The sequence below is a fragment of the Glycomyces mayteni genome (assembly GCF_042428885.1).
In the GTDB taxonomy this organism is placed as follows: Bacteria; Actinomycetota; Actinomycetes; order Mycobacteriales; family Micromonosporaceae; genus Glycomyces; species Glycomyces mayteni.
Window position 1 is genome coordinate 230,822 of the sequence record NZ_JBHMBP010000001.1, and the last position, 18,397, is coordinate 249,218.

Here is an 18,397-nt window from a genome sequence, read left to right on the forward strand (position 1 = left end):
CCTGCCCCCGCCGGTACCAGCCCCCGCGGGGCACACCGCGGGCGGCCGACCACACCAGGTCGGCCGCCCGCAAACAACCGAACAGCGCAGCCCGGGCCCATCACACGTCGACCGCCAGGCGGACCGTGACCGTGTCGCCCTCGTCGACGCCGCCGGCCCGTTTGCGAATGTCGGCCTTCAGCGGCACGATGTAGCCGCCGTCCTTCGGCCACAAGGAGGTGGACCAGGTGACGTCGCCGATCGCGGCGGTCACCGGGACCATGCCCCAGCCATAGCTGACCACGGCCGAGGCGGCCGCCAGTTCGCGGCAGCCGTCCTCGGGGACGGACACGAAGAACCAGGGCGCGGGGCCGCGCCAGTGCCAGATCTCGCCGCTGAACTCCAGTTCCATGCCCCGAGCATACGAACCCGCACCGACACCGGGGCCCGTTCCCGGGCGGGCCGGTGGGGTGCGGGGCTGGGTCCGCCTAGCAGGGATCAGCCGGGGAGGGTAATGCCGAGGAGGCGGGCTCCGGTGGTGGTGCGGGGGCGGAAGGGGTCACCGGGGGTGAGGACGAGGTAGGCGCCGGGGCCAAGGTGGCGGTCGTTGAAGGTGATCTCGCCGAAGAGGATGTAGTAGGTGCGGGCGAGGCCCGGGTGGAGGTCGGATTCGGGCCATTCGATGCCGGGGACGAGGTCGTAGAGCCAGCCGTCGGAGGGGCCCGCGCCGGGGAGGTGGCGGCGGATGACGCCCGGGGCGACCTCGACGGGTTTGACCGCGTCGACCTGGACGGACTGGATGTCGTTGCGCGCCTTGCTCATGGTCCCGTTCATGGTCCGAGTCTGCCCCGTGGCGGGCGGGCGCGACAGTGACAGGATCGTCATCCTGGAGTACTTTCATGCCATGGAGCTCCACCGGGTCGTCGCGCTCGTCCAACCGCCGCAGGCCGAGTTCGAGCTGGCGAGTGCCGCCGAGGTGTTCGGGTTGGACCGGCCGCACCTGCCGAGCCGGTACTCGTTCACCGTGTGCACCGAGCGGCCGGGGATCGTGCCGACGAAGGCGGGTGGGTGCGCGCTCGCGGTGACCGAGGGGCTGGATGCGCTGGAGGCGGCCGACACCGTGCTCGTTCCGGCGTGGGCGAAGAAGGACTCGGAGGCGAGTCCCGCGGTGCTGGAGGCGGTGCGGGCGGCGCATGCGCGCGGAGCGCGGATGGTGGCGATCTGCACGGGGGCGTTCCTGCTCGCGGAGGCGGGGCTGCTGGACGGGCGGCGGGCCACGACGCATTGGCGGTACGCGGGCGAGCTGGCGTCGCGGTACCCGAAGGTCGAAGTGGACTGCGATGCGCTGTACGTGGACCTGGGCGACATCGCGACGAGCGCGGGGACGGCGGCGGGGATCGATCTGTGCCTGCACCTGGTGCGGCGCGACCACGGGGCCGGGCTGGCGGGGCGGATTGCGCGGCACATGGTGATGCCGCCGCATAGAGAGGGCGGGCAGCGGCAGTATGCGGTCGGGGCCGCAGGGGAGCCCTCGGAATCCCTTGGGGCGGTGTTGGAGTGGGCGACCGAGCGACTGCATGAGCCGTTGTCGATCGAGGATTTGGCGGAGAGGGGGCGGGTGTCGGTGCGCACGCTGGCGCGGCGGTTCGACGAGCAGTTGGGGGTCAGCCCCGGCAGATGGCTGCTGGCGCAGCGGATCTCGGCGGCGCAGGCGCTGCTGGAGGACACGGACCTGCCGATCGAGGCCATCGCGGCCCGGGTGGGGTTGTCGTCGGCTCTGAACCTGCGCAGGCGGTTCCGGGACCGGCTCGGGACGACGCCCGCGGCGTACCGGCGGGCGTTCGGCAGGACAATCGGAGCGGGAGCGGGAGCGGCGGAGGGAACGGGAGCCGACGCGGGCATGGGCGGGGCCGCAGCCGGGTGCTGAGCCGCTCGGGGAGCCGAAATGTCGCCTCCGTCTGGTACAACCGAACGATGCCGAACCCTCGCGACCCCATGAGCGCCTTCCGCACCGCGTTCAAACGCAGCGGTGTCGAGCGGCCCACCTATCCGCTCTCCGTGCACGTCCTCCTCATGGTCGTCCTGGCCTCGGCACTCCTCTCGGGCCTGCTGTGGCTGCTCACCAGCGACCTCACCTCCCCGCTCAGCTCGGACCCCGACGACCGCACCACCCTTGAGGTCATCCGCCTGTCCCTCTACGCGATCGCAGGCGTCGGCGGCGTCATCGCCCTCACCGTCTCCTACCGCAAGCAGCGCATCACGGAGGCCACGGAGGTCCGCGAGGCCACCAAACTGTTCAACGAGCGCTTCGCCTCCGCCGCCGACCAGCTCTCCTCCGACCACGCCGCCAACCGCCTCGCCGGCGTCTACGCCATGGCCGCGCTCGCCGACGACTGGGACGCCGGGCGCCAGACCTGCATCAACGTCCTCTGCGCGTACGTGCGGATGCCGTACGAGACGCCGCCGTTCCGCCACGAGCGCGAGGCCGCCAACGACCCGCCCCGGTTCCGCGCGGTCCTGGAGGAGCGGCTCATCCGGCACACCGTCATCAACGTCGTCGGCGGCCGCCTGCGCCGCACGCCGGTGCCGGGCCGCACCTGGCACGAGCACGACTTCGACTTCACCGGAACGAACCTCGACGGCGGGAACCTCAACGACGCCCTGTTCCTCGGCCGCGTCTCGTTCGCGTTCGGGCGCTTCACGGCGGGCACGGTCGACTTCTCGCGCGTCCGCTTCGAAGGCCCCGTGGACTTCACGCGGGCCCGGTTCCTCGGCGCGCGGCTGCGGTTCACCGAGACGCGGTTCGCGGGCCCGGTCCTGCTGTCGGAGATGACGATCGCCGCGGGGCTCCTCGACTTCGGCTCGGCGCACTTCGCCAGGGACGTGGCGTTCGACGGGACCGCGTTCACCGGCGGCCAGGTCCACTTCACGAAGACGGTCTGCGCGTCCCCTGTGGCCGGTGCCGCGCCGCTCCTGGACTTCAACCGCGCCAGCTTCACCGGCACGTCCGTCATCTTCGACCGCCCCGAGATCGACGCCGCGGTCCTCGACTTCTCCCGCGTCGCCGACTGGTCCCACCCGCCGGTGTTCAACCTCGCCGACGACCGCGACGCCCTCCGCCTCCCCGAGGACGGTGCGGACCGGTGACCCGCACGAGCCCGCCGCGCCCGCACGACCTCCTCGGGCTCTTCCCGCAGCTCGACGCCCAGGCGCGCACCGCGATCCGCCTCCACCCCCGCCTCGGGGAGCCCGCGGCCGACACCAGTTCCATCGGCGGCCCGCTGCTGTGGCCCGCCGACGAGCCCTGGCCGGTGTGCTCGCTGGAGCACGAGGACGTCTTCGACGAGCCCTTCGACGGCCCGGTCGAACGCGTCCCCGAGGCGCTGATCCCGGTGGCGCAGTTGTACTACCGGGACGTGCCGGGCCTGCCCTGGCCCGACCGGTTCGACCTCCTCCAGATCCTGTGGTGCCCGCGCGACCACCCGGAGGGCGAGGCCTTGTACAACCCCGAGTTCCAGCTGCGCTGGCGCACTGCGGGTTCGGTGACGGCGCCGCTGGCGTCGGCGCCGGTGCCGCTGGTCTGCAACGAGAACTACGTGCCGAACCGGTGCGTGCTGCATCCGGAGGCGATCACCGAGTACCCGCACCGGGACGCCCAGGCGCCGGGCTGGAAGGCACTGGGGCACGGCGGGGTCTGGGGGATCATCGACCCGTTCCCGGTGGTGTGCGACTGCGGGGAGCTGCAACTGCCGCTGCTGGCGGCCGCGTCGGGCGAGTTCGACGGCGGCACCGGAAGCTGGCAGCCGGTCGAGGAGGCCGGCACCGGCCGGCGGTTCGCCGACCCGGTCGACGTCCTCATCGGCCGCGGGTACACGTTGCAGCTCTACTACTGCCCCGCCGCCGAAGACCACCCGAACCGGGTAGTGATGTGCTGAGCCGCTAGGCGTTCGCGCGCAATGCGGACGCGGGCGCGATCGGGGCGGCGCGGCGGATCATCGCCATGGCGGGGATGTCGGGCGGCAGGGACCGGCAGACGGCGCGCTTCGGGAGGCGCCGCATCGCGGCGATGAGGCCGACCGCCCGGGACGCCGCGAGGATCGCGCCCGGCCAGCAGAACCCCAGGCCGTACAGCGCGCCTTCGCCCATGAGCAGCAGGGTGATCAGGTAGCCCAGGAGGCTCAGGACGAAGACGCCGGCACCCGGCCGGTGGAGGCGCTTCGCGCAGCGGCCGAGCTCGTGCAGGCCGACGAAGTTCAACGGCAGCAGGACGATCGCGGACCCGATGGCCAGGTCGGGTTGTGCACCGCCGAGGGAGATCTCCCGGATGTACAGCGCGATCACCGCGAAGTAGACGACCGAGAGGACGGGGCTGACGGCCGCGATGAACCGGGGCCGAGGGCGCAGGTCGGCGAAGGGGACGAAGTGCGGGCAGTCCTTGGCGCGGTACGGCGCGGGCGGGGCCGCCTGCGGCTCCGGGCAGCGGGCGACCAGCTCCTGGAAGCGCGGCGGCAGGGTCGGATGGCTCCGGCAGGTGCCCCGGTCGTACAGGAGGTTCCCGAGGGCGAGCAGCAATGCGGGGACGGGCAGCGCGAACAGCACCAGGAACATGAGCGGGTACCAGCCGGTCACGTACCCGAGCATCAGGTATCCGGCGGCCCAGGCCGTGATGCCGAGGGCGTGGAGGACCGGGATCCCTCGCGGCGGCCGGTGCAGGCGCGTCCAGATGCGCAGGAGTGCCGCGCCGCCGGGGATCGTCAGGCCCAGGCCGACGAACATGGCCGCGGCGACCGCGGCGTCGAGCATGTCGCCGTCGATGAGGAAGCTGAGTTCGAGCAGGCCGAAGAGTACGGCGAGGCCCTGGAGCAGGGAGTTGAGGACGAAGGCGATCACGGTGGTCGCGAACAGGAGTCGCCCGGCGGGCTTGAGGTCGCGGGCGCGGACGGTGTGGGCGCACGGCGTGTCCGCTTGGGCCGGTCGAGGAGTCGTCCACGCGGTACGGCCGTCGGTCGTCTCGCCGCCGGGCTCGACCGTGACGGGCGGGTCGGCGAGCCGGGACAAGCCGGATTCGTTATCCATTTTGGGGCTTTCAGTGACGCATAGGGCGAGGTCCCGGCCGTGGGGGCGGGTGGGGTGAGGGGAGTTTAGTGGGCGGGTGGCGGGGGCGTCAAGGGTGGCGGAGGTAGCGGGAGCGGGTGGGGAGGGCGGGGTTGGTGTCGCAGGTTTCGCGGGGGTCGAGGACGGTGCGGAGGTAGGCGAGGAGGGCGGCGACGGCGAGGTTGGGGAGGGCGACGGCGGCGGCCCAGGGGAGGGCGGTGGTTTCGCCGAGGAGGTAGAGCGCGGCGGTGGTGAGGAGGGTGCCGGTGATGGTGAGCCAGAGGATGGGGGCTTCGGGGCGGTGGAGGCGGCGCCAGGTGCCGGGGAGGGCGAAGACGCCGATCATGGCGAACATGGAGCCGAGGATGAGGAGGATGCCTTCGGCGAGGGCGCGTTCGGCGAATTCGGCGCCGATGGAGACGAGGAAGCCGCCGGCGAAGAGGGCGGCGAGTTGGAGGAGTCCGGCGAGGAGGGCGGCGAGGAGGCCGAGGGCGGCGAGGGCGCGGCCGCCGGGGGTGAGGTCGCGGAGGCGGACGCGGTGGAGGCAGACGTCGGGGGCCGGTTCGGGTTCAGGTTCGGCGGCTTCGGTTCCGGGGCGGGGGGCGCCGGGTTCGACGGTGATCTCGCCGATCACCGCTTCGGCGGCCTCGGTTTCGGCGGCTGTGGTCTCGTCCGCGGGAGGGTCGGTCTCGGGGCGTGGTTCGGTCGTGGTCTCGGCTGTGGGGGCGGCGGTGTCGGGGCGCGGTTGGTCGGGTTCGTGTTCCATTGGGGCGCTTCCGGTTTCGGAGAGGTGAGGTCCCGGCCCGGGCGGGCCGGGACCTTGCGCATTGTATGGAGGCGCCGGGGAGGGGTTCGTCAGCGGTAGGCGGAGGACTGGAGGGTGTACAGCTCCGCGTAGGCGCCGCCGCGGGCCATGAGGTCGTCGTGGGTGCCGGATTCGGCGACGCGGCCGCCGTCGAGGACGACGATGAGGTCGGCCATGGAGACGGTGGAGAACCTGTGGGAGACGAGGACGGTGACGGTGCCGCGGGCGCGTCCGGCGTGGACTTCTTCGGCGAAGCGCTCGAAGAGGGCGTGCTCGGTCTGGGGGTCGAGGGCGGCGGTCGGCTCGTCGAAGACGACGAGGAGGGGGTCGCGGCGCATGCGGCCGCGGCCGATGGCGAGTTTCTGCCATTGGCCGCCGGAGAGGTCGGTGCCGTCGTCCCAGCGGGCGCCGAGGCGGGTGTCGAGGCCGGAGGGGAGGTCGTCGATGACGTCCTCGGCTCCGGCGCGGGTCATGGCGGCGCGGACGGCGTCGTCGTCGTACCCGTTCTTCAGGTCGCCGATGCCGACGGTCTCGCGGGCGGTGAACTCGAAGCGGGTGAAGTCCTGGTAGGTCGCGCCGATGCGCTCGCGCCACTCGTCGGTCTCGAAGTGGGCGATGTCGGTGCCGTCGACGTCGATGGTGCCGGAGGTCGGCTGGTAGAAACCGGACAGGAGTTTGACGAGGGTGGTCTTTCCGGCGCCGTTCTCGCCGACGAGTGCGACGACTTTCCCGGCGGGGAGGGTGAGGGTGACGTCGTCGAGGGAGGGGCGTTCGGCTTCGGGGTAGGCGAAGGTGACGCCGTCGAGGCGGATGCCGTCGTCGAGGCGGGCCGGGACGGGCAGGGGGACGGCGGGGCCGGCGGACTGCTTCGCGTACTCGCGCAGCCACATCAGGCGGGTGCCGAGCTTGCCGGTGCGGACGAGGAGCGCGGTCTGGATGCCGAGGGCGCCGGCGGCGTTGGCGACCATGCCGATGAGGCTGACGAGGAGGATGACGTCTCCGGCGGTGGCCTCGCCGCGGATCGCGAGGTAGAGGACGATGCCGATGCCGGCGGCCATGCCGACGGCGGAGAGGAGGCCTTCGCCGGTGGCGAGGCGCGCGGCCTTCCACTGGCCGCGGTTGCGTTCGGCGACGACTTCGGCGCCGGTGTCGTGGTGGCGGCGGGCGACTTCGGGGGCGGAGCCGAAGACGCGCAGTTCTTTGCCGGACTCGGCGAGGGTGGCGACTTCGAAGAGGTGGCGGCGGCGGCGTTCGGGTTCGCTGGTGGCCTCTTGGACTTTCACTTCGATGTCCCCGGCGCGTTTGGCGATGGCCATGGCGCCGAGGGAGACGAGCGGGAAGACCAGGAGCAGCGGGTGGACGGCGAGGAGGAGGGCCCCGCCGACGGCGATGGTCACGAGGCCGCGCAGGAACTGGGCGAGCCAGTTGACGGCCCCGCCGAGGAGGCCGCGGTCCTCGCGGATGCGCTGGACCTGGTCGAGGTGGCCGGGGCGCTCGTGGTGGTCGAGGCCCGGCGGGGTGCCCATGAGCTCCATGATCTCGCGGTCGGAGGCGCGGGCGGTGTGGTCGAAGACGAGGAAGACGAGTTTGACGTAGGCGAACACGACCGTCCAGATGAGGGCGACGCCGAGTCCGAGCCCGGCGGCGGCGAGCCAGGCGTCGCGGGTGTGCCCGGCCTGGACGGAGTCGATGATGACCTTGGTGAGGTACACGGTCGTCGGCAGGAGGGCCGCCTGGACGAGGCCGAGGACGATCTGGCCGGCGGCGGCCTTGGGGTGGGCCCTGGCGGTCACGGCGAGGGCGTACTTGAGGCCGCCGAGGTTCTTGCGGATGCGGGTGATCATTCGGACTCCAGGGGCGCGGTGCGGGCGAGGCGGTTGGCCTGCAGGGTGAACGCTTCGGCGTAGCGGCCGTCGAGGGCCATGAGCTCGTCGTGGGAGCCGTCCTCGACGACGCGGCCGCCGTCGAGGACGACGATCCGGTCGGCGCGGCGCACGGTCGAGAACCGGTGGGAGATCACGATGGTGGTGAGCCCGGCGGTGATGTCGAGGAACTGCTCGTACAGCTCGGCTTCGGCGCGGACGTCGAGGGCCGCGGCGGGCTCGTCGAGGATGAGGACCTTCGCGCCCGCCTGCACGGCGAACAGGGCGCGGGCCAGCGCGATGCGCTGCCATTGGCCGCCGGAGAGGTCGGTGCCGCCGCCGTATTCGCTGGAGAGGACGGTGTCGAGTCCTTTGGGGAGGGATTCGATGAGGGTGCGGATGCCCATGGGCTCGCAGGCTTTCCAGATGAGGTCGGTGTCGCCGGCGAGGTGGGGTGCGCCGAACGCGATGTTGTCGCGGACGGTGAGCTGGTAGCGGGTGAAGTCCTGGAAGAGGGCGGAGAGGCGGGTGCGCCATTGGGCGGGGTCGACGTGGGCGAGGTCGGTGCCGTCGGCGGTGATGCGGCCGCCGGTGGGTTCGTAGAGGCCGGCGAGGAGTTTGACGAGGCTGGTCTTGCCGGCGCCGTTGTGGCCGACGATGGCGAGGGAGGAGCCCGCTTGGATGTCGAGGTCGAGTCCTTCGATGACGGGGCGGTCGGCGCCGGGGTAGGCGAAGGCGACGTTCTCGAAGCGGATGGCGTGTTGGGGTGCGGCGGTGGGGAGTTCGGCGGTGGCGGGGTGTTCGTCGGCGGTGAGGCGGGTGTCGAGGTCGAGGATTTTTGGGACGGGGAGGGAGCCGAGGCCGACGAAGGCGGCGGTGTCGTCGAAGGCGGAGAAGTTGAACATGGTGGTGAGGGCGACGAGGTAGACGGAGAGGGCGGCGAAGCCGACGGCGCCGGTGAGTCCGGCGTCGACGAGGGCGAGGCTGGTGGCGGCGGTGAGGATGAGGAGTGCGCCGATGACGCCGACGGCGGTGCGGGCGCGGAGGCGCTGGTGGCGGTGGGCGTAGTCCATGCGGTCGTGCCATTGGCGGTCGTAGCGGTCGAAGAGCCAGCCCATGAGGCCCCAGACGCGGATCTCTTTGGCGGGGCCGGGGGTGATGGCGAGGTCGCGGACGTATTCGGTCTCGCGCATCTCGGTTGATCGCATGTAGACGGTTTTGCCGATGCGGTTGTAGTCGGCCTGCATGGCGATGAAGACGGCGGGCCAGGCGATGAGCCAGGCGAGGCCGATCCAGGTGTTGAAGTGGCACAGGACGATGGAGGCGCCTGCGGCGGCGAGGAATTCGGGTGCGATGGCGGCGAGGCCGCGGACGGCGCGTTCGGGGCGGATGAAGTCGGCGCCGAGTTGGCGGGCGATGCGCAGGAGGGCGAGGACGTCGTCGTCTTCGAGGTGGGCGATGCCGACGGGTCGGGCGACGGCGGCGAGGAGGCGGTCTTGGAGGAGGAGTTCGAGGTCGCGGCCGAGGTTGGCGGCGAGTGCGTTGTGGAAGTTGTTGACGAGGCGTCCGGCGAGGAGTGCGGCGACGCCTGCGGCGAGGAGGAGGTAGGCGGTGCGGGCCTGGGGTGAGCCGGGTCCGGCTTCGGCGGCGGCGGGGACGGCGCCGATGAGGAGGCCGGTGGCGATGGTCATGGCGAGGGGGAGGGCGGCGGTGAGGACGGTGGTGGCGGTGAAGAGGGCGGTGCGGGGGCGGCTGATGCGGGGCAGGAGCCGGACGACGGCGAGGACGGCGCGGGCGGCCTCGAAGCGCGGTTTCAGCGGGGGTGCCATATGAATCCATTCATGACGTCATAATGACTTTGCGATGACACCATATCAGAGTCGCGGTGCGGGCGCAGCCCCGTCGGCCGTCCCGAGCCCCCACCCGCCCGGGGAAAGGTAGGTGCGATATTTCCCGCCGGGTCCGACGAAAACGGGCACCCGGGCCGCCGGTGTCACCCGATCGGGTGGGGCGGGGGCGGCGGGTAGGCTTGGCCCTCGTGTCAGCGCCCAATCTCGTCAACCTCGAAGCCGTCTCGAAGGCCTACCCCGACCAGGTCATCCTCGACGCGGTCTCCCTCGGCATCGCCGCCTCCCAGCGCGTGGGGGTCGTCGGCCGCAACGGCGACGGGAAGTCCACGCTGCTGCGCCTCATCGCGCGCGCCGACGAGCCCGACACGGGCCGCGTCGTGCACACCGGGGGCACCCGGGTGGCGGTGCTGGGCCAGACCGACGGCCTGGACGACGCCAGGACGGTGCGCGAGGAGCTGTTCGGCGGCCTCGACGCGCACGAGTGGGCCTCGGACCCGAAGGTCCGCGAGATCCTCACCGGCCTGTTCGGCGGCCTCGACGCGCCCGTGCTCCCCGAGGGCCTCGACTCGGTCATCGGGGTCCTCTCGGGCGGCGAGCGGCGCCGCACCGACCTGGCGCGGGTCCTCACCGCGGACGCGGACCTGCTGCTGCTCGACGAGCCGACGAACCACCTCGACATCGAGGGGATCGCCTGGCTCGCGAGGTACCTGAACTCGACGCGGGCGGCGATCACCGTGGTGACGCACGACCGGTGGTTCCTGGACGAGATCTGCGACCGGATCTGGGACGTGCAGCGCGGCAGCGTGTTCGAGTACGACGGCGGGTACTCGGCGTACGTGCTGGCGCGGGCCGAGCGGGAGCGGCAGGCGAACGTCGCCGAGGAGAAGCGCCAGAACCTCATGCGCAAGGAGCTCGCGTGGCTGCGCCGGGGCCCGAAGGCGCGCACGTCGAAGGCGAAGTTCCGCGTGGACGCGGCCAACGAGCTCATCGCGAACGAGCCGCCCGCGCGCGACACCGCCGAGCTGGTGTCGTTCGCGACCGGGCGGCTCGGCAAGACCGTGTTCGAGGCCGTGGACGTCACGGTCAAGGCCGGGGAGCAGACGCTCCTGGAGCACCTGGACTGGATCCTGGGCCCGGGCAAGCGGATCGGGCTGCTGGGCGTCAACGGCGCCGGGAAGACCTCGCTGCTGCGCACGCTCGCGCAGGCCGCTGACTGGGACGGCGCCGGCGAGCAGCAGCCGGCGGCCGGGCGGGTCAAGGTGGGCCGCACGGTGAAGCTGGCGTGGCTGACGCAGCACATGGAGGACCTCAACGGGTCGTGGCGGGTCCTGGAGGCGATCGAGCTGGTGGCCAAGCGGGTCCAGTTCGGGAAGAAGGAGATGAGCGCCGGGCAGCTCGCCGAGCGGCTCGGGTTCGTCGGCGGGCGCCAGCGCACGCTGGTGCGGGACCTCTCGGGCGGGCAGCGGCGGCGGCTCCAGCTGGCGCGGCTGCTCATGGCCGAGCCGAACGTGCTGTTCCTCGACGAGCCCACGAACGACCTGGACATCGAGACGCTGACGCAGCTGGAGGACCTGCTCGACGACTGGGCGGGGACGATGGTCGTGGTGAGCCACGACCGGTACTTCACCGAGCGGGTCGCGGACGAGACGTGGGCGCTGCTGGGCGACCGGCGGCTGCGGATGCTGCCGCGGGGCGTCGAGGAGTACCTGGAGCGGCGGGGGGACGCGCCGAAGGCCGAGCGGCCCGCGGCCGCCGTGCAGGCCGCGCCCGCGGCGAAGGCGTCGGGCGCGCAGGACCGGGCCGTGCAGAAGGAGCTGTCCAAACTGGAGCGGCGCCTGGAGAGGGCCGAGGCGGGGATCGCCGGGGTGCACGCGCAGATGGCGGAGTTCGCGACGGACCCGGCGAAGCTGTCTGAGCTGCAAGGGAAGCTGGCGGCGCTCGAAGAGGAGCGGGACGGGATCGAGGAGCGGTGGATGGAGCTCGCGGAGTAGCGGGGCCGCGGCGAACCAAACATCCTACCAGTCCCGGACCCGGTCATACCGGTTGGTAACCGACTCTTCATTCAGTGATTTATGGGGGTCTTCCAGGGTCTTCACTTTATGTTGTGACTTCCCTAACCTCGGTGTGAAAGCCCGAAAGGGCCGGTTCCACCGAACTGTGTGCTCCGCGCGGATGCGTCCCATCTTTTCGCTTCGCGCGGTGAACAACTGAACCGAGAGGGAGTACCCCCCTATGACCGTCTCGCACCGTTCCGTCCGCCGGATATCCGCCGCCGCCATCGCAGGCGCGGCGGCCGTCGGCTCGCTCACCTTCGGCGGCCTGGCCGCCCACGCCGAACCGCTCGGCGAGATCCTCAACGCCGCCTCCCCCGACGTCATCGACGGCGAGTACCTCGTCGTCCTCGACGAGGGCGCCTCGCTCTCCGCGCAGAACAAGAGCATCGAGGGCGGCGGCGCCGACGTCGTCGCCTCCTACGGCGAGGTCGGCGCCTTCCTCGTGGAGTCCACTGAGGAGCAGGCCCGGGAGATCGCCGCGCAGGACGGCGTCGCGTTCGTCGAGCAGAACGCGGTCGTCTCGATCAACGACGTGCAGCCCAACGCGACCTGGGGCATCGACCGGATCGACCAGCTCGACCTGCCGCTCGACGGGAGCTACGAGTACCTCGGCGACGGGACGGGCGTCCACGCGTACATCGTGGACACCGGCATCAACGCCTCGCACAGCGAGTTCACCGGGCGCGTCGGCGCCGGGTACGACTTCGTCCAGAACGACTCGACCCCGCAGGACGGCAACGGGCACGGCACCCACGTCGCCGGCACGGTCGGCGGCACCACGTACGGCGTCGCGAAGAACGTGACCCTGCACGGCGTGCGCGTCCTCGACAACTCCGGCTCCGGCACCACCGCCGGGGTCGTCAACGGCATCAACTGGGTGGCCGCCAACGCCGTCGAGCCCGCCGTCGCGAACATGAGCCTCGGCGGGGGCTACTCCGCGACGCTCAACAACGCCGTCGAGGCCGCCGTGGACGCCGGGGTGACCTTCGCGGTCGCCGCCGGGAACGAGGACCAGGACGCGTGCAACGTGTCCCCCGCCTCCGCGCCCGCCGCGATCACCGTCGCCGCCTCCGACGACACCGACACCCGTGCGTACTTCTCCAACTACGGGTCCTGTGTGGACGTGTTCGCACCGGGCGTGGACATCACCTCCGCGTGGTACTCCTCGAACACCGCGACCAACACCATCTCCGGCACCTCCATGGCCTCCCCGCACGTCGCGGGCGCCGCCGCGGTCTACCTGGGCCTCAACCCGAGCGCGACCACCGACGACGTGGCCGCGTGGATCACCGGCAACGCCGGGGCCGGGCGCGTCTCCGACGTCCAGGGCAGCCCCAACCTCCTGCTGTACACCGGCGACGAGGACGGCGGGGGCGACCCCGAGCCGAGCGACTGCGCCGCCACCAACTCCACCGCGACCGCCATCGCCGACCGCGCCACCGTCAACTCGACGCTGACGCTCGCCTGCGACGGCACCGCCCGCTCCAACAGCACCGTGGCCGTGAACATCACGCACACCTACCGCGGCGACCTCGCCATCAGCCTCATCGCCCCCGACGGCACCGCGTACACGCTGAAGAACTCCTCGTCGAGCGACTCGGCCGACAACGTCATCGCCACCTACACGGTGAACCTGGCGAACGAGACCGCCGCCGGGACCTGGACGCTGCGCATCGTCGACGCCTACGCCGGGGACACCGGCCGCCTCAACTCCTGGACCCTCGAACTCTGATCCGCCCCCCTCACAACTGAATAGCGGGTGACCGCGGCGGACCCTCCCCGTCGGCCGCGACCGCCGGAGACCGCGACCTGGAGCCGTCGCCCCGGCGGGAGCGGACCGGGGCCGCCCGGCACCCGTACGATCCATCGGACCCGGTGTCCGCCCGTCCACCCCGGACGGACGGACGCCGCACCGATCCCCGCACCACCCTGAAAAACCCCCGTCCCGGCGCTGGACTCGCCGGGACCACCCGAAGGGACCGATGTCCAATGTCACCCATCAGAAAGAGGACGGGCGCCGCAGCGGCGCTCGCCGCCGCGACCCTCACCGCCCTCGCGTTCACCGCGACCGCGGCCGAGGCCGCCCCGGAGTACGGCACCATCCTCGGCGACGACGCCGCCGGGGCCATCGCGGGCGAGTACATCGTCGTCCTCGAAGACGACGCGTCGTTCTCGGCCCAGGTCAAGAGCGTCGAAGGCGGCGGCGCCGACGTCGTCGAGACCTACCGGGGCGTCGACGCGTTCCTCGTGGAGTCGACCGAGCTCGAAGCCCGGGAGATCGCCGCGCAGGACGGCGTCGCGTTCGTCGAGCAGAACGCCGCGTTCACCACCCAGGCCACGCAGACCGGCGCGACCTGGGGCATCGACCGCATCGACCAGCGGAACCTCCCGCTGTCGGGCACCTACACCTACAACTACACCGGCGCGGGCGTCCACGCGTACATCGTGGACACCGGCATCAACGCGTCCCACACCCAGTTCAGCGGGCGCGTCGGCAACGGGTACGACTTCATCCAGAACGACTCCACCCCGCAGGACGGCAACGGCCACGGCACCCACGTCGCCGGCACCGTCGGCGGGACCATCCACGGCGTCGCCAAGAACGTCACCCTCCACGGCGTGCGCGTCCTCGACAACTCCGGCTCCGGCACCACCGCCGGGGTCATCAACGGCATCAACTGGGTGCGCACCAACGCCATCAAGCCCGCCGTCGCCAACATGAGCCTCGGCGGGGGCTACTCGGCGTCCCTCAACAACGCCGTCGCCAGCGCGGTCTCCTCCGGCGTCACCTTCGTGGTCGCCGCCGGCAACGAGTCCACCAACGCGTGCAACCGCTCCCCCGCCTCCACGCCCTCGGCCATCACCGTCGGCGCCACCACCTCCACCGACGCCCGCGCCTCCTACTCCAACTACGGGACCTGCGTGGACGTCTTCGCGCCGGGCTCGTCCATCACCTCGGCGTGGTACTCGTCCAACTCCGCGACCAACACCATCTCGGGCACCTCGATGGCCTCCCCGCACGTCGCGGGCGTCGCCGCCCTGTACCTCCAGGCGAACCCGAGCGCGTCCCCGTCCGCGGTGTCGAGCTGGATCACCTCCAACGCCACCACCGGCGTCGTGACCAGCCCCGGCACCGGCAGCCCCAACCGGCTGCTCTACACCTACCTCTAACCGGGTGAGCGGCCCCGCGACAGGCCGCTGACCAGGCGGGCTGAGGCCCTGCGCGCCACCGGCGGGCAGCGCCTCAGCCCGTTCGTCTGTTTCGGACACTTGACGGTAGTTGCCCATTCACTGAACTTTAAATCCGGTACGGACCCTTTACACGATTTGTTCTCTCGTATTAGGCTCACTGCCAGGGTCTGACGGCCCGTCGCACGGCCGCAGCGCCCGGACGGGTGACGCGGACCGGGCCGAGGGGGCCCGGTCCGCGCTTCGCCGGGCCCCGGGGCCCGCACCCCGCTCCCCCCGGAGCACCGGGCCCACCCGAAAACCCTCCCCCCGGGCGGCGCGACCCAAGCACCGCGCCCGCCGGGGACAACCGAAGGAGTTCCTCTTGTCTACGGCAGGAACCAGAAAGCCCCAGCGCCGACACGTGCGCACCGCCGCGGCGATCGCCGCCGCAGCGGTCGCCGCCGGCGGGTCCGCCATCGCCGCCACCTCGTTCGCGAACGCCGAGGAGCCCGCGCAGGCCCACATCATCGGCGCCGACTCCCCCGACGCCATCGACGGCTCCTACATCGTCGTCCTCGAAGACCAGGCCCCCGGCCTCAGCGCCCTCGCCGACGACCTCGGCGTGGACGTCGACATCGAACACACCCTCGACACCGTCAACGGCTACGTCGCCGAGCTGACCGAGTCCGAGGCCCTCGAACTCGCCGCCGACGACGACGTCGCCTACGTCGAGCAGGACCAGCTCGCCCACGTCGCCGAGGTCCAGACCGACCCGCCGTCGTGGGGCCTCGACCGCGTCGACCAGGACGCGCTCCCGCTCGACGCCTCCTACGAGTACACGCAGACCGGCTCCGGCGTCGAGGCGTTCGTGCTCGACACCGGCCTGAACGCGACCCACACCGAGTTCGAAGGGCGCGTCGGCGAAGGCTACGACTTCGTCGACGACGACACCGACCCCGCCGACGGCCACGGCCACGGCACCCACGTCGCCGGGACCATCGGCGGCACCACGTACGGCCTCGCCAAGGACGTCACCATCCGCGCCGTCCGCGTCCTGGACGACAACGGCTCGGGCTCCTACTCCGGGATCATCTCCGGCATCGACTGGGTCGCCCAGAACGCCACCGGCCCGGCCGTCGCCAACATGAGCCTCGGCGGGGGCTTCAGCCAGGCCCTCAACGACGCCATCGCCGCCGCCGTCGACTCCGGCGTCACCTTCGCGATCGCCGCGGGCAACGAGTCCCAGGACGCCTGCAACGTCTCCCCCGGCTCCGAGCCCTCCGCGATCACCGTGGGCGCCACCGACGAGGACGACGCGGCCGCGTCCTTCTCCAACTACGGCGAGTGCGTCGACATCCTCGCCCCCGGCGTGGGCATCACCTCGTCGTGGATCGGCGCCGACGACGCCGAGAACACCATCTCCGGGACCTCCATGGCCACCCCGCACGTCGCGGGCGTCGCCGCCCTGTTCCTGGAGTCCAGCCCGGACGCCACCCCTGACGAGGTCGCCGCCGCCCTCACCGGAGGCGCCGTCCCCGACGCCGTCACCGGCGTCAACGGCAGCCCGAACCTCCTGCTGAACACCGCGTTCCTCCAGTAGCACGGTTTGGGCTAGCAGCCTGAAGTGATGAGAGGGCAGGGCCCGCGCCGCACGGCGCGGGCCCTGCCTGTCGCCTTGCGCCCCTATACCTTCCGGGCGATGCCCGCCATCTGGGTCCGCTCGTACGGCGCCAGGTCCGCGACCGCCCGCACCGGCCGGTCCGGGTCCTCGGGGAACCACCGCGGGATGTACTCCAGGCCCGGCGCGACCATCTCCATGCCCAGGAAGTGGCTCTCCAGCACCGGGACCGGCCGCATCCACCCGTTCCCGAGCGTCTCGATGCACGCCGCCGACAGCGCCGCCTGCGCCGCCTCCCCCGTGTCCGGCCACGAGGAGATCAGCAGGTGGCTGCCGGTCGGCAGGGCGCCCATGAGCGCCGCGATGATGTCGTTCGGGCGCTGCTCGTCGCTGATCTGCATGATCATCCCCACCAGCAGCAGCGCCACCGGCCGGTCGAAGTCCAGGAACGCCCGCAGCTCGGTGCGCGACAGGATGTAGTCCGGGTCGAGCAGGTCCGCCTCGATCACCATGGCGCCCTGCGCGTCCGCGAGCATCATCTCCGCGTGCGCCACCACCATCGGGTCGTGGTCGACGTACGCGACCCGCGCCGCCGGGTTCAGGCCCGCCGCCACCTGGTGCGTGTTCTGCGCCGACGGCAGGCCGCACCCGATGTCGAGGATCTGGTCGATCCCCGCCGTCCGCACCAGGTACTCCACGCCCCGGATCAGCGCGCTCCGGTTCAGCTTCGCGCACTCGCGCGCCTGCGGGATGTGCTGCGCGAACACCTCCGCCGCGGCCCGGTCCACCGCGAGGTTCGTCGTCCCGCCCAGCAGCGCGTCGTACACGCGCGCCGTCGCCGGGACGGAGGTGTCGGTGCCTGGCGGCAGCTCGATGTCGTGGTCGTCGTGCATGGCCGGCCTTCCTGCTCGAAGCAACGGAGGCGCGGGGCCGGGGCCCCGCAGGGGGTCTGCGATCGACGGTACCGGTCCGCGGGCCAGCGCGCCGGACCTGAAGTGCGGCTTGGCCGCTCAGGCGCCGTTGGCCTCGCGCCACTCCTCCCACGTCAGCACGCCCCCGCCGAGCTGGTCGGCCCAGAACGAGCTCCAGGAGGTCCGGCTCGGGCCCGGCTCCCGCGGGGCCGCGGTGTACAGCGGGTAGTCGGCGCGGACCGCGTCCTTGAGCCACCGCTCCAGCTCCTCGAAGCCGCCGAGCGTCCACGAGCGCGCGTGGTAGACCACGCCCGCCCCGCCGGTCTCGGCCTCCGCCAGGCCCGTGAACGGCGGCCACGGGCCCGAACGGGTCCACGTGTTCACCACCGGCATCGCCCCCTCGGGGACCCGGCGGTGGCGGCACGCGTCCACCGCGTCCTCCGCGACCATGAAGTCGAACAGCTCGAACGTCGTGTACACACCGCCCGGCAGCCCGAAGTCGTCGCCGAGCGTCGCGCGCAGGTCCGTGCGCGGCGGGATGTCCATGGACCACACGACCTGGCCGTGCGCGGCCCGCGGCGGCGGGCCGGTGAACGACGCGGCGATCGGGAAGGGCCCCTGGTTGACCGCGTCGTTGTTCACCGGCACGACCGGGTAGGTGCGCCCGTCCACCGGGTTCGCCCACTCCGTGAGGATCTTCGCCGGGTCCGCCGGGTCGGTGTAGAACACGATCTCCCGCGTCAGCAGGTGCAGCAGGTCCGTGCCCGGTTCCCGGTGCAGGCGGCGGATGTTGAAGCCCTCGAAGCCGAACAGCCGCGTCCCGTGCCGCAGGGCCGGGGCCAGCGCGTCCCCGGGGACGTCGGCGTACACCGAGCCCGAGATCCGGTACACCATGTCCTCGCCGTCGGGGCGCCCGAGCAGCCGCAGGTAGGCGCGGCCGAACGCCGACTCCACGAGCCGGTACAGGGGCGCGGGGTGCGTGGGGTCCTCGGACGGCATGGGTCTCCTCGGCGTTCCGGCGGCGCGGGCGGCCTCCAGTGTGGTCGAACCGGG

15 protein-coding genes are annotated in these 18,397 nt (G+C 72.1%); 7 read left to right on the plus strand and 8 right to left on the minus strand.

Features of this window, described 5'->3' with window-relative positions:
- Nucleotides 1-100: 100 nt before the first annotated feature.
- Together ACFFXY_RS01080 and ACFFXY_RS01085 are read right to left on the minus strand one after the other, a co-directional pair.
- Nucleotides 101-391, minus strand: a complete 291-nt coding sequence (locus tag ACFFXY_RS01080) for a DUF1905 domain-containing protein (RefSeq protein WP_382345029.1) — start codon at nucleotides 389-391, stop codon at nucleotides 101-103.
- Nucleotides 392-477: 86 nt separating this feature from the next.
- Nucleotides 478-813, minus strand: coding sequence for a pirin family protein (locus tag ACFFXY_RS01085; RefSeq protein ID WP_382345031.1), 336 nt, complete (start codon nucleotides 811-813; stop codon nucleotides 478-480).
- A 70-nt stretch (nucleotides 814-883) separates the two neighbouring features.
- On the opposite strand from ACFFXY_RS01085, the gene ACFFXY_RS01090 reads away from it, so the two are divergent.
- Genes ACFFXY_RS01090 through ACFFXY_RS01100 form a run of 3 tightly spaced genes read left to right on the plus strand, consistent with a single transcriptional unit; the run spans nucleotide 884 to nucleotide 3,914 of the window.
- Complete coding sequence (locus tag ACFFXY_RS01090) at nucleotides 884-1,906, plus strand: GlxA family transcriptional regulator (protein ID WP_382347318.1); 1,023 nt, start codon at nucleotides 884-886, stop codon at nucleotides 1,904-1,906.
- A gap of 47 nt (nucleotides 1,907-1,953) precedes the next feature.
- Nucleotides 1,954-3,126: a pentapeptide repeat-containing protein gene (locus tag ACFFXY_RS01095; RefSeq protein WP_382345033.1), complete on the plus strand. Its 1,173-nt coding sequence runs from the start codon at nucleotides 1,954-1,956 to the stop codon at nucleotides 3,124-3,126.
- Nucleotides 3,123-3,914: a hypothetical protein gene (locus tag ACFFXY_RS01100; RefSeq protein WP_382345035.1), complete on the plus strand. Its 792-nt coding sequence runs from the start codon at nucleotides 3,123-3,125 to the stop codon at nucleotides 3,912-3,914. Before ACFFXY_RS01095 ends, ACFFXY_RS01100 begins: the two co-directional genes overlap by 4 nt.
- A gap of 4 nt (nucleotides 3,915-3,918) precedes the next feature.
- On the opposite strand, the gene ACFFXY_RS01105 is transcribed toward ACFFXY_RS01100, so the two are convergent.
- The 4 genes from ACFFXY_RS01105 to ACFFXY_RS01120 form a co-directional block, all read right to left on the minus strand.
- On the minus strand, nucleotides 3,919-5,037 hold the full coding sequence (locus tag ACFFXY_RS01105) for a hypothetical protein (RefSeq protein ID WP_382345037.1): 1,119 nt from the start codon (nucleotides 5,035-5,037) through the stop codon (nucleotides 3,919-3,921).
- A 106-nt stretch (nucleotides 5,038-5,143) separates the two neighbouring features.
- A complete protein-coding gene (locus ACFFXY_RS01110) occupies nucleotides 5,144-5,839 on the minus strand; it encodes a hypothetical protein (protein WP_382345039.1) in 696 nt (231 codons plus the stop codon).
- Between the two features lie 89 nt (nucleotides 5,840-5,928).
- On the minus strand, nucleotides 5,929-7,722 hold the full coding sequence (locus ACFFXY_RS01115; RefSeq protein ID WP_382345041.1) for an ABC transporter ATP-binding protein: 1,794 nt from the start codon (nucleotides 7,720-7,722) through the stop codon (nucleotides 5,929-5,931).
- Nucleotides 7,719-9,569, minus strand: coding sequence for an ABC transporter ATP-binding protein (locus ACFFXY_RS01120; protein ID WP_382345043.1), 1,851 nt, complete (start codon nucleotides 9,567-9,569; stop codon nucleotides 7,719-7,721). Before ACFFXY_RS01120 ends, ACFFXY_RS01115 begins: the two co-directional genes overlap by 4 nt.
- 209 nt (nucleotides 9,570-9,778) lie before the next feature.
- Here ACFFXY_RS01120 and ACFFXY_RS01125 point away from each other — a divergent pair, with 209 nt between their 5' ends.
- The 4 genes from ACFFXY_RS01125 (at nucleotide 9,779) to ACFFXY_RS01140 (ending at nucleotide 16,415) form a co-directional block, all read left to right on the plus strand.
- Entirely contained in the window at nucleotides 9,779-11,581 is a 1,803-nt protein-coding gene (locus tag ACFFXY_RS01125; protein WP_382345045.1) for an ABC-F family ATP-binding cassette domain-containing protein, read from the plus strand.
- A gap of 241 nt (nucleotides 11,582-11,822) precedes the next feature.
- Nucleotides 11,823-13,376: a S8 family serine peptidase gene (locus ACFFXY_RS01130; RefSeq protein ID WP_382345047.1), complete on the plus strand. Its 1,554-nt coding sequence runs from the start codon at nucleotides 11,823-11,825 to the stop codon at nucleotides 13,374-13,376.
- Nucleotides 13,377-13,633: 257 nt separating this feature from the next.
- Nucleotides 13,634-14,815 (plus strand): S8 family peptidase, encoded by a 1,182-nt coding sequence (locus tag ACFFXY_RS01135; protein WP_382345050.1) that lies wholly within the window; start codon nucleotides 13,634-13,636, stop codon nucleotides 14,813-14,815.
- Between the two features lie 382 nt (nucleotides 14,816-15,197).
- Nucleotides 15,198-16,415 (plus strand): S8 family peptidase, encoded by a 1,218-nt coding sequence (locus tag ACFFXY_RS01140; protein ID WP_382345052.1) that lies wholly within the window; start codon nucleotides 15,198-15,200, stop codon nucleotides 16,413-16,415.
- 83 nt (nucleotides 16,416-16,498) lie between these two features.
- Here the strand turns inward: ACFFXY_RS01140 and ACFFXY_RS01145 are convergent, their stop codons facing one another.
- Both ACFFXY_RS01145 and ACFFXY_RS01150 read right to left on the minus strand, forming a co-directional pair.
- Entirely contained in the window at nucleotides 16,499-17,326 is an 828-nt protein-coding gene (locus ACFFXY_RS01145) for an SAM-dependent methyltransferase (RefSeq protein WP_382345054.1), read from the minus strand.
- A 117-nt stretch (nucleotides 17,327-17,443) separates the two neighbouring features.
- Nucleotides 17,444-18,343 (minus strand): DUF1838 family protein, encoded by a 900-nt coding sequence (locus ACFFXY_RS01150; RefSeq protein ID WP_382345056.1) that lies wholly within the window; start codon nucleotides 18,341-18,343, stop codon nucleotides 17,444-17,446.
- Nucleotides 18,344-18,397 lie beyond the last annotated feature (54 nt).